We start from the raw sequence: 11,704 nt of genomic DNA on the forward strand, positions 1-11,704 counted from the left end.
AGTCCTGTGGCATACAGAACCCAGTTTGCAACCGCCGCTTGAAGAATGATTGATTTAGTGGCTTAAAAATGTCCAAGATTGTGGGGGCAGTTCAAATTAAAGTTAAGGCCGTCTGAAAGCACACTATAGTGTTTAACCTGCATCAAGGTTTCAGACGGCCTTTCGATGTATAAGCGATTTGTAATAAACAATCATTTGAAAGGAATAAATAATGAAGAAACTGATGGCCGCACTCTTACTTGCTGGTGCCTGTCAAACCGCTTTTGCCGCCGGCATCGATATCGATAATGCCTGGGCGCGCACCACTGTGCCGGGCATGAGCATGGGCGGTGTGTTTATGGAAATCGAAAACGAAGGCAAAGCCGACGATGTGCTGCTCGGCGGCAGCACGCCCGTGGCCGAGCGCGTGGAAATCCACAACCACATCAACGACAACGGCGTGATGCGCATGCGCGAAGTGGTCGGCGGCCTGCCGTTGCCCAAAAATCAGGAAATCGTATTGCAGCCGGGCAGCTACCACATCATGCTGATGGGGCTCAAAGCGCCGCTGAAAGAGGGCGATAAATTCCCGCTCACCTTGCGTTTTAAAAACGCCAAATCCAAAACCATCACCGTAGAAACGAAAACGCCGGCGCAAAGCAGCATGCCGATGCACAATATGCCGCATTAAGTTTTACCGTTGCGCAGGCCGTCTGAACTTTCAGACGGCCTGTTTTGATGCCGGCAGGCGCATATATCGTTTGGCCGCAAAGGTGATTTATCAGGCAAAACACGCTACAATGCGCTTTTATTTTTTACCGCACCTTATTAAAGACAACCATGTTTGCCTCTATCGAAAAATACAACGGCCCGGCCAAAGTGCTGCTGGGCTTAATCGCGCTGACTTTTGTCGGCTTCGGCGTGAGCACCGTGGCCGCGCCCGGCTCCGATTATATTGCCAAAGTGGGCGATGAAAAAATCAGCGACCATGCGCTCAATGTTGCGCTGCAAAATGCCCAAGCCGCAGGCGACAACAGCGGGCGCGATGTGATTTTCAATTCGCTGCTGCAACGCGCTTATCTGATTCAGGGCGCAAAAATGATGGGCATCAGCGTGTCGAACGAGCAAATCAAGCAGATTATTGTCGATGATCCCGGCTTTCACGATGCCTCCGGCAAATTCAGCCAGGCGATGTTCAGCCAATATCTGAGCCAGCGCAACATGAACGAAGATCAATTTGTTGAAGAAATCCGCCAGCAATTTGCCTTGCAAAACCTGATGAACCTGGTGCAAAACGGCACCTTGGTGAGCGATGCGCAAGCCGCGCAGCTGGTCAATCTGATGCAGTCGGAGCGCACCATACGCAGCTTCACCTTCAGCCCGCAAGCCTTTGCCGCGCAAGTGAAAATCACCGATGCCGCGCTCAAAAGCTATTATGATGCGCATCAGGCAGACTACACCATTCCCGAAGCCGTTAAAATCGAATATGTGGCGCTGAGCAGCCAAGATCTGGCCGCCAAGCAAAGCGTGAGCGAAGAAGAGCTGCAAAAAGCCTTTGAGCAGGAAAACGCCGCCGCCGCGCCCAAGCGCGAAGTGGCGCATATTTTCTTCCCCGTGCCGCAAGATGCCTCAGCTGCCGTCGATGCAGCCGCCAAAGCCGAAGCGGAAAAAGTGTTGGCACAAGTGAAGGCCAAGCCCGCCGATTTTGCCGCGTTGGCCAAGCAATATTCCAAAGATCCGGCCTCTGCCGATAAAGGCGGCAATCTGGGCTATGTCGCCAAAGACGGCGGCTTGGGCGAAGCGTTTGAAAACAGCGCTTTCAGCCTGCAAAAAGGCCAAATCAGCGACGTGGTGAAAACCGATTACGGTTATCACATCATCACCGTGCTCAACACGCAGGATGCGCCCGTGTTTGCGCAGGAAAAAACCCGTCTTGAAGCCGAAATCAAGCAGCGCAAAGCCGCCCAAGCTTTTAATCTGGCCAAAGAAAAGCTGGCCGAAGAAGCTTTCAACCATCCCGAAAGCCTCGCTGCTGTGGCTAAAGCCGCCGGCCTCAAGCTCGAAGCGCCCGATGAATGGCTCACCCGTGAAAACGGCAAGGCCGCCGGCATGCCCGATGATTTGATCAACACCATTTTCAGCGATGAAGTGTTGAAGAAAAAGCACAATTCCGAGCCGATAAACGTGGGCGAAAACACCGTGTGGGTGGTGCGTGCCAAAGAAGTGCGCCCGGCGGAGGTGGAAACTTTCGAAAAAGCCAAAGAGCATGTGCGCACAGCCTATCTGCAAAGCGAAGCCGGCAAGCTGGCCGAAGCCAAAGCTAAGCAAACGCTGGTGGATTTGCAATCCGGTGAAAGCCCCGCGCTGGCTTGGTCGCCGGTGTCGCAGCTGAGCGCCGAGCAGGCGCGCCAATCTATGCCGCCCGAAGCCTACAGCCAGCTGATGAAAGCGCGGCCGGCCGGCGGCAAACCTGCCTATGTGTTGCTCGAAGGTCTGCCGGCACCGGTGCTGATGGAAGTGCAGGCCATCAAACCGCCGGCCAATCTGGCCGAGCAATTGCCGCAAGCGCGCCAGTTGCTGCTGCAAAATCAAGCCAACACCACTTTCGACGGCTTGCTGGCTTATCTGCAAAAAAACATCAAACAAAAGCAGGGCGCGCAAAAAGTGGATAACGGCGGGCAGTAAAGTTTGTTTGGTCAATAAAAGGCCGTCTGAAAAAAGTTTCAGACGGCCTTTTGTCTGCCTGCGGCAAAATACCGCCAAAACCATCAGGCCGCGCCGGCTGTTTTAATTTTTTATCGGTTTTACGGCAGAAAAGCGATGGCGAACATTAGCCCAAAGCCCGTTTTTAGGCTAGAATATGCAGCTATTTGCTTTGAGTTTATCCAGGCCGTCTGAAAACATTCAAACAGCCTTGCCCACTTCCTTTCGGACACCCCACAACAAGATGAAAAATATCCGCAATTTCTCCATTATCGCCCATATCGACCACGGCAAATCCACGCTGGCCGATCGCTTTATCCAATATTGCGGCGGCCTCGATCTGCGTGAAATGAGCACACAGGTGCTCGATTCGATGGACATCGAAAAAGAGCGCGGCATCACCATCAAGGCGCAAACTGCGGCTTTGAACTATAAGGCGCGCGATGGCGAAGTGTATCAGCTCAATCTGATCGACACCCCCGGCCACGTCGATTTTTCTTATGAAGTGTCGCGCTCGCTTTCCGCTTGCGAAGGGGCGCTTTTGGTGGTGGATGCCTCGCAAGGCGTGGAAGCGCAAACCGTGGCCAACTGCTACACCGCCATCGATTTGGGCGTGGAAGTGGTGCCGGTGCTCAATAAAATCGACTTGCCCGCCGCCGACCCCGACCGCGTGGCGCAAGAAATCGAAGACATTATCGGCATCGATGCCGTGGGCGCGGTAACCTGCTCGGCCAAAAGCGGCCTGGGTGTGGAAGATGTGCTGGAAGAAATCGTGAAAAAAGTGCCGCCGCCGCAAGGCGACGAAGAAGCGCCTTTGCAGGCAATGATTATCGACTCGTGGTTTGACAACTATGTCGGTGTGGTGATGCTGATCCGCGTTAAAAACGGCACCCTCAAGCTGAAAGACAAAGCGCGCTTTATGAGCACCCGTGCGGAAACGCAGGTGGAGCAGCTGGGCGTGTTCACCCCCAAATCGGTGCCTAAAGCCGAATTAAAAGCCGGCGAAGTGGGCTTTTTGATTACCGGCGTGAAAGAGCTGGGCTCGGCCAAAGTGGGCGACACCATTACCCACACCGCCAAGCCTGCCGCCGAGCCGCTACCGGGCTTCCAAGAGGTGCAATCGCAAGTGTTTGCGGGGCTGTATCCGGTGGAAAGCCACGATTACGAAGCCTTGCGCGATGCGCTGGAAAAGCTGCAATTAAACGATGCTTCGCTGAAATTCGAGCCGGAAGTGTCGCAGGCTTTGGGTTTTGGTTTCCGCTGCGGCTTTTTGGGCTTGCTGCACCTTGAAATCGTGCAAGAGCGGCTCGAGCGCGAATTCGATATGGATTTAATCACCACCGCGCCCACGGTGGTGTATGAAGTGTTGCTCAAAAGCGGTGAAAAAATCGAGGTGGAAAACCCCTCCAAGCTGCCCGAGATCGGCAGCATCGAAACCATTTTCGAGCCGATTATCACCGCCACCATCCTCACGCCGCAAGAATATGTGGGCAATGTGATGACGCTGTGCAACCAAAAGCGCGGCGTGCAGGTAAACATGCAATACCTCGGCCGCCAAGTGATGCTCACTTATGATTTGCCGATGAACGAAGTGGTGATGGATTTCTTCGACAAGCTCAAATCCACTTCGCGCGGCTATGCTTCGCTCGATTATGAGTTCAAAGAATTCCAGCCCGCCGATCTGATTAAGCTCGATATTATGGTTAACGGCGAAAAAGTGGATGCCTTAAGCCTGATTGTGCACCGCCAAAGCGCCGTGCACCGCGGCCGCGAGCTGGCTTCGAAAATGCGCGAGCTGATTCCGCGCCAAATGTTCGATATTGCCGTGCAGGCTTCCATCGGCAGCCAGATTATCGCGCGCGAAAATGTGAAAGCCTTGCGCAAAAACGTGTTGGCCAAGTGTTACGGCGGCGACATCACCCGCAAGAAAAAGCTGTTGGAAAAACAAAAAGCCGGCAAACGCCGCATGAAACAAGTGGGCAATGTGGAAATTCCGCAAAGCGCTTTCTTGGCGATTTTGCAAGTGGGGGATAAATAATGAGCAATACCTTGATTTTGGCAGCCATCGGCGCCCTGATTGCCGGCGTGGTGATGTTTTTGCGCAGCAGCAAAGAGCGCGAAGCCAATGGTGAATGGAGCGGCGGCCTGCAATGGGGCTATCTTTTGATGATGGTGGGCGTGTTCGGCCTGCTCTCGGCCGCCATGAGCTTTACCGCCGTGCTGCTGATTTTCGTGCTCTTCACCGGCGCGGTGTGGCTGCTGCACAAACGCCGTCTGAAAAACCAGGCACACACCGACGGCAACCATTTCACCGATTATATGAGTGGCTTTTTTCCGATTATTCTGATTGTGTTTGTGTTGCGCACGTTTGTGGCCGAGCCTTTCCAGATTCCTTCCAGCTCGATGCGCCCGAATTTGGTGGTGGGCGATTTTATTTTGGTAAACAAATTTTCATACGGCATCCGCATGCCGATTATCAACAACGTGCTCGTGGCCACCGGCGAAGTGGGGCGTGGCGATGTGGTGGTGTTCAACTATCCGGAAAACACCAAAATCAATTACGTCAAACGCGCCATCGGCGTGCCGGGCGATTTGATTGAATATAAAAACAAGGTGTTGAGCATCAACGGCAAAGTGGTGGAAGACCATCCCGTCGGCCCCTTGAGCTACACGGAAAACACCCGCCAATACGGCCAAATCACCATCGCCACCGAAGCGTATCGTGAAACCATCAACGGCCACAGTTTCGACATTTTGAAAATGCCGGAGCAGCCGAGCTTTCTGCCGCAAGGCGTGCGCGCCGAATTTCCGTTTCGCAGCAATTGTGAATATGCGGAAGACGGCTCTTGGTTTCGTTGCAGCGTGCCCGAAGGCCATTATTTCATGATGGGCGACAACCGCGATAACAGTGAAGACAGCCGCTATTGGGGCTTTGTCAGCGACCAACTGATTGTGGGCAAGGCATTTTTCATTTGGATGAACTTCGGCGATATGAGCCGCGTGGGCATGAAAGTGCGTTGATCGTTGCTTAAAAAGTTTATTTTGCATCAATAGGCAAGCAGGCCGTCTGAATGTTTCAGACGGCCTGCTTTGTGTTGTTTGTACAGCTGATTCAAACCGGCATTTTCAATACTTTTCAGACGGCCTTTTGCAAGGCCGTCTGAACATTTTCGCTCTCGAGCCGACTGACTTCGGGCAAACGGGATGTTTTGGGTGTCGTGATGTTGTGCGGCAAAAGAAAAAGGCCGTCTGAAATATTTTCAGACGGCCTGATGCGTGTGTGTGTTTAGAGCGTGTTTGCAGGTTTGCGGTTTATTCGCCCGGGCATTCGCGGCATTCTGCTGCTGCTTTATCGCCGAGCTTGAGCTTGCTATTGGCATCGCGCAAAGCCGTGCGCAAGCCTTCTTCGATTACCGGGTGGTAGAAAGGCATGTCGAGCATTTGGGGGATGGTCATTTTCAGCTGATGCGCCCAAGCCAGCAAATGTGCCAGATGCTCGGCGGCGGGGCCGATGATTTCTGCGCCGATAAACAAGCCCGTGCCTTGTTCGGCATACACGCGCATCTTGCCTTGGTTGACCAGCATCACGCGGCTGCGGCCCTGATTGTGGAACGACACTTCGCCGATGGCCACGCATTCCATGTTTTTATAACGTGCTTCCACTTGGGCAAAACGCATGCCGATGGTGGCGATTTGCGGGCTGGTAAACACCACGCCGATGGTGCTGCGGCGCAAACCCTTGCTGATATTCGGATAAGCGCCTGCATTTTCGCCGGCGATTTTGCCCTGATCGCTCGCTTCGTGCAGCAGCGGCAGCTGGTTGGATGCATCGCCTGCGATAAAGATATGTGCAATGCTGGTTTGCATGGTGAGGCGGTCGGCTTTGGGCACGCCGCGCTCATCAAGCTCGATGCTCAGGTTTTCCAGGCCGAGTTTGTCCACATTGGGGCGGCGGCCCACGGCGGCGAGCATATATTCGGCGGTGAACACGCCACTTTCGCTGCCTTCCTGCCAATGCACTTCGACATTGCCCTCGGCATCAAGCTTCACTTCGCTTTGGGCATCCAGATTCATGGTGAGCTCTTCGCCAAACACTTTCTTGGCTTCTTCCAGCACCACCGGATCGGAAATACCGCCCAAAAAGCCGCCCAAGCCGAAAATGTGCACTTTAACACCCAAGCGGTGCAAGGCTTGGCCGATTTCCAAACCAATCACGCCCGGGCCGAACACGGCCACGCTTTTGGGCAGAGTGTCCCATGAAAACACATCGTCATTGATGATGAGCTTGTCGCCCAAGCCCTGCCATTGCGGCAGAATCACCGGGCGTGAGCCTGTGGCAATCACAATACGCTCGGCGCTGATTTGGGTGTGGTCGTCGATTTGCACGGTGTGTTCATCGATGAATTTGGCCTCGCCCATAATGCGTTTGTCGGCCGGCCATTCTTCCACATCGCTTAGCACAAAGCCGACAAAGCGGTCGCGTTCGGATTTCACGCGATGCATCACTTCTTCGCCGTTTACCGTTACGCTGCTTTTATCCAGGTGCACACCGAAAGGGTCGGTGTGCAGCGCGTGATAGCGGGCTTCGGCCGCTGCAATCAAAAGCTTGGAAGGCATGCAGCCCACGCGGGCACAGGTGGTGCCGAACACATGGCTCTCAATCAGGTAAACATTATCGGTGTGTTGTCGCGCGGCGCGGAATGCGCCCATGCCGGCGGTGCCGCCGCCAATCACTACCACATCGGCCTGGATTTTTTTCATGGGTTTTCCTTTCGTGCCAAGCCGTTTCAGACGGCCTGTTTGTGTTTGCTATGGCTGCATTAGCCAATGGCAATGTTAAAAAGTATTTACTAAAAAGAGTTATTCAGGCAGCGCCCATCATGCGATAAGTACTGTCTGAATAACCCTTTGAGGCTGCTCAGGCGGGCGACATGAAGCGCCGCCCGCATCTGGTTTTATCTGCTAATCGGAAAGATTAGTGTTGAGCCAAATAAGCTGCCAGCTCTTCGCTGCCGCCGATGTATTTGCCGCCGATAAACACTTGCGGGGCGGTTACTTTGCCGGTGATGGCGCGCACAGATACCACGCTGGCATCTTTACCCAACACGATTTCTTCGTAAGCCAAGCCTTTTTCATCCAAAGATTTTTTGGCTTTGGCGCAGAATTGGCAGCCGGGTTTGGTGAAAATGGCGATGGATTCTTGCGGTTTCCATTCGGGCGCGACATATTTCAGCATGGTGTCGGCATCGGAAACTTCAAAGGGGTCGCCTTCTTTTTCCGGCTCGATAAACATTTTTTCTACCACGCCGTCGTTGACCAGCATAGAGTAGCGCCATGAGCGTTTGCCGAAGCCCAAGTCGTTTTTGTCGACCAGCATGCCCATGCCTTCGGTGAATTCGCAGTTGCCATCGGGAATCATGGTGATGTTGTCAGACTCTTCATCGGCAGCCCAAGCGTTCATCACGAAAGTGTCGTTTACAGAAACGCACAAGATGTCGTCGATGCCGTTTTCTTTAAATGCTTTGGCCAGCTCGTTGTAGCGGGGCAGGTGGCTGGAAGAGCAGGTGGGGGTGAATGCGCCCGGCAATGAGAACACAACCACTTTTTTGCCTTTGAAAAGCTCATCGGTGGTGATGTCTTTCCAAGAATCGCCCACGCGGGTGTGGAAAGTGCAGCTCGGTACGGGTTTGCCGGTATGATCTACTAAAGCCATTTATTTGCTCCTAATGAAGGTGGTGGAAAGAATATCAAAACGAATGCAGCCATTATAGCGGGTGTTGCCGGTGCGGATAATTTGTAGTTCAAATAATCGCCATTATGAAAAGCTATGAAGGGCGGCAGGCGCTGTTGGCAGCATACTGATTTATATGAGGCGGCTCTATGAAAACAACAGCCGCTTTACGGAAATTTACTTTTCAGACGGCATGCGCCGATGCGCGTGGTTTGCGGCTTTCGGCCGGTAAACCACACCTGCGGATGAAGATAGTAAGTTTGCCTTTTCTTCGCTGTTAACATCAAACCGCCCGGCATTTGGCGCAGGCGGTTTGATTGGAATAATATTTGCGGTATGCCGACGGGCATGGCAAAAGCCGTGCTCAGCGGCCTGATACGGCCTGCACCGGTTTGGCGCGGTGCTCGGGTTTGGGATGGTGGGCATTGAAAGCGCGCTTGGCGGCTTGGAAAATGCTTTGTCGTCTGCGGTGTTGCATGAATGCTCCTTGTGCGGTTTGCCCGCCGGTTAATCTGAATAATACCCATTCGAAAAAATAACCTAACTGCGTTGTCTCGCCTTGCCGTACTAGGTGTACTGTCTTCGGCTCGCCGCCTTGTTATCTTATTTTTTCGAATGGGTATAATGCAGGCATTGTAGAGAGCATGTGTGACGGTTTGATGAAGCAGAAAGTTGCGTAGGCGCAGCGGATTTAACCTGTGTTTACGGCCACAACCACGCCCACACACGGCGGCCTTCGCCTTGCAGCACCATTACCGTGCGGCAGGCGGCCGCGGTGGACATGCTTTCCAAGCCGATGCCTTTGGCCGCCAGCGCGGCGGTGATTTTGGGGTGCAGAAACACATGTTTTTCGCCGGTGCCCACAATAATCACTTCGGGCAAGATGCCGCCCTCGGCCGGCAGAAAATCTTCGGCGCACAAATCGGCCGCTGCAGCCTGAGCGCATGCCGTGATGCCGTGCGCGCCCAGCACCACGGCATGCGCATAGCTTTGGCCGTCGATTTCGATGCAGCCGGGCTGATAAGCGGTGATGTTAAAGCTGCCCTCGGGGCGGGTTTCTTCGATAAGCATGATGTTTTCCGTAAAATCGGGTGCAAAAACAAGCGAATTCGGGTAGCATTAAGCCCTTTGAATTCAGGGCGGCTGCGGCTTTGGGCTCGCGCTTATACTAACACATACGGCTTAAGGAGACACAATGAAGCCTGTCAATATCGGTATTTTAGGGTTGGGAACAGTCGGCAAGGGCGCGGTGGATGTTTTGCAGAATAACGCTGCCGAAATCAGCCGCCGCCTGGGGCGCGATGTAAACGTATTTATGGTGTCGACCCGAAATGCCGAGAAAGGCTGCCGCATCTGCCCGCCGCAAACCCTGATCACGGAAGACCCTTTCGAAGTGGTGCAACACCCCGAAGTGGATATTGTGGTGGAGCTTTTCGGCGGCACCGATATTGCCAAAAAGCTCGTGCTTACCGCCATCGAGCATGGCAAACATGTGGTTACGGCCAATAAAAAGCTTTTGGCCGAATACGGCAATGAAATTTTTGCGCTGGCCGAGCAGAAGAATGTGATGGTGCAGTTTGAAGCGGCTGTGGCCGGCGGCATACCGATTATCAAGGCTTTGCGCGAAGGCTTGGCGGCCAACAATATCCAGTCGATTGCCGGTATCATCAACGGCACCAGCAATTTCATTCTCACCGAAATGCGCGAAAAAGGCAGCGCTTTTGCCGATGTGTTGAAGCAGGCGCAAGCTTTGGGCTATGCCGAAGCCGACCCCACTTTCGATATCGAAGGGCATGATGCCGGCCACAAAATCACCATCATGAGCGCGCTGGCTTTCGGCACGCCGGTGAATTTCGATGCCTGCTATCTGGAAGGCATCAGCAAGCTCGACAGCCGCGACATCAAATATGCCGAAGAGCTGGGCTACCGCATCAAACTTTTGGGCATCACCCGCAAAAGCGCCAAGGGCATCGAATTGCGCGTGCACCCGACGCTGATTCCCGAGAGCCGCCTGATTGCCAATGTAAACGGCGTGATGAATGCCGTGCGAGTGGATGCCGACATGGTGGGCGAAACTCTTTATTACGGTGCCGGTGCCGGCGCTTTGCCGACTGCCAGCGCGGTGGTGGCCGACATCATCGACATCAGCCGCCTGATCACGGCCGACACCGGCAACCGCGTGCCGCATCTGGCTTTCCAGCCCAGCCAGGTGAAGCCGCAAAATATGCTGCCTATGGATGAAATCAGCAGCAGCTATTATTTGCGCGTGGAAGCCGACGACAAACCCGGCGTGCTCGGCCAGATTGCCAATCTGCTGGCCAAAGAAGGCGTGTCGATTGAAGCTTTGATTCAAAAAGGCGTGATCGACAAAACCATTGCCGAAATCGTGATTCTGACCCACAGTACGGTGGAAAAACACATCAAAGCCGCCATCGCCGCCATCGAAGCGCTCGAGAGCGTGGCGCGTCCGGTGGTGATGATCCGCATGGAGAGCATGCATGGCCGCAACGGATAAACCCGGGCAAACGCCCGAAGAGCAGCGCCGCCGCGCCAAGGCCAAAATCCGCACCATCCGCATTTGGTTTTGGGTGGTGATGGCGCTTTTTGCCGGCTTTTTCTTTTTGTCGCAATGCGCGCTGAGCAAGCCCAAAGCCAAGCAGGCGATTATCGAATCGTGCATTAAAAACGTGCCGTTTTCTGAAAAATGGCAGGGCGATTTAAGTGCGCGCGGTTTAGGCGGCCAATCAGAGCAAGTGATTGAAGATTATTGCGTGTGCATGTGGGAAAAGCCGCTGGATAAGCTCACCGAAAAGCAGATTCAATCAATGAGCAAAATCAGCGCGCAAGAGCAGCTGGATTTGCTCGGCGGCAGCGCCGCATTTGAAGCGCGCGACCGCCAATGCATTGCAGATTTGCAAGCGCCTTGAAGCTGGGTGATCTGGTTAAAAAGGCCGTCTGATACCATTTAAAATAAATAATCTATAATAAAGCCCATTCACAAGCCACCAGCGAACAGAGTCTGTCTTTTTCTGCAACCAACGCATTCCACGCAATGCAGCCAGCCTCTACAATCTGATCATAGCCCTTATAACAACGGTTGGATAAGGAGGTTTGCTTCAGTTGCCGCCATACCCGCTCTATGGGGTTCAGTTCCGGTGAATATGGCGGTAGTTTCAATATGGATACGTTTTTCAGCTCATTAAAATCTTGATGCCAGCCCGCACCGTCCATCACCACCACGGCATGCCGGCCTTCGGGGGTTTCTTTCGATATTTGCTGTAAATGCAGCAG

10 protein-coding genes are annotated in these 11,704 nt (G+C 53.7%); 6 read left to right on the forward strand and 4 right to left on the reverse strand.

The annotated features are described in order from the left end of the window. Positions 1-211 precede the first annotated feature (211 nt). The 4 genes from EV680_RS11425 (at position 212) to lepB (ending at position 5,703) form a co-directional block, all read left to right on the forward strand. Entirely contained in the window at positions 212-670 is a 459-nt protein-coding gene (locus tag EV680_RS11425; RefSeq protein ID WP_132954872.1) for a copper chaperone PCu(A)C, read from the forward strand. A gap of 149 nt (positions 671-819) precedes the next feature. Beyond that, complete coding sequence (locus EV680_RS11435) at positions 820-2,664, forward strand: SurA N-terminal domain-containing protein (RefSeq protein WP_132954874.1); 1,845 nt, start codon at positions 820-822, stop codon at positions 2,662-2,664. 262 nt (positions 2,665-2,926) lie between these two features. Further along, positions 2,927-4,720 carry a translation elongation factor 4 gene (lepA, locus tag EV680_RS11440; protein ID WP_132954882.1) on the forward strand — a complete coding sequence of 598 codons (1,794 nt, stop codon included), beginning with the start codon at positions 2,927-2,929 and terminating at the stop codon, positions 4,718-4,720. After that, on the forward strand, positions 4,720-5,703 hold the full coding sequence (lepB, locus tag EV680_RS11445) for a signal peptidase I (RefSeq protein ID WP_132954875.1): 984 nt from the start codon (positions 4,720-4,722) through the stop codon (positions 5,701-5,703). The genes lepA and lepB overlap by 1 nt, the downstream gene beginning before the upstream one ends. A gap of 291 nt (positions 5,704-5,994) precedes the next feature. Here the strand turns inward: lepB and EV680_RS11450 are convergent, their stop codons facing one another. The 3 genes from EV680_RS11450 to EV680_RS11460 form a co-directional block, all read right to left on the reverse strand. Further along, positions 5,995-7,443: a dihydrolipoyl dehydrogenase gene (locus EV680_RS11450; RefSeq protein ID WP_132954876.1), complete on the reverse strand. Its 1,449-nt coding sequence runs from the start codon at positions 7,441-7,443 to the stop codon at positions 5,995-5,997. 214 nt (positions 7,444-7,657) lie between these two features. Then, positions 7,658-8,395, reverse strand: a complete 738-nt coding sequence (locus tag EV680_RS11455; RefSeq protein WP_132954877.1) for a glutathione peroxidase — start codon at positions 8,393-8,395, stop codon at positions 7,658-7,660. Between the two features lie 720 nt (positions 8,396-9,115). After that, complete coding sequence (locus EV680_RS11460) at positions 9,116-9,484, reverse strand: Mth938-like domain-containing protein (RefSeq protein ID WP_132954878.1); 369 nt, start codon at positions 9,482-9,484, stop codon at positions 9,116-9,118. Between the two features lie 124 nt (positions 9,485-9,608). Here EV680_RS11460 and EV680_RS11465 point away from each other — a divergent pair, with 124 nt between their 5' ends. Together EV680_RS11465 and EV680_RS11470 are read left to right on the forward strand one after the other, a co-directional pair. Then, positions 9,609-10,928 (forward strand): homoserine dehydrogenase, encoded by a 1,320-nt coding sequence (locus EV680_RS11465; protein ID WP_132954879.1) that lies wholly within the window; start codon positions 9,609-9,611, stop codon positions 10,926-10,928. Beyond that, positions 10,912-11,340 carry a hypothetical protein gene (locus tag EV680_RS11470; RefSeq protein ID WP_132954880.1) on the forward strand — a complete coding sequence of 143 codons (429 nt, stop codon included), beginning with the start codon at positions 10,912-10,914 and terminating at the stop codon, positions 11,338-11,340. The genes EV680_RS11465 and EV680_RS11470 overlap by 17 nt, the downstream gene beginning before the upstream one ends. Before the next feature lie 52 nt (positions 11,341-11,392). On the opposite strand, the gene EV680_RS11475 is transcribed toward EV680_RS11470, so the two are convergent. Then, the coding region (locus tag EV680_RS11475) for a transposase (protein WP_207894345.1) at positions 11,393-11,704 on the reverse strand (312 nt) is incomplete at its 5' end.

It is taken from the genome of Uruburuella suis, assembly GCF_004341385.1.
Lineage (GTDB): Bacteria > Pseudomonadota > Gammaproteobacteria > Burkholderiales > Neisseriaceae > Neisseria > Neisseria suis.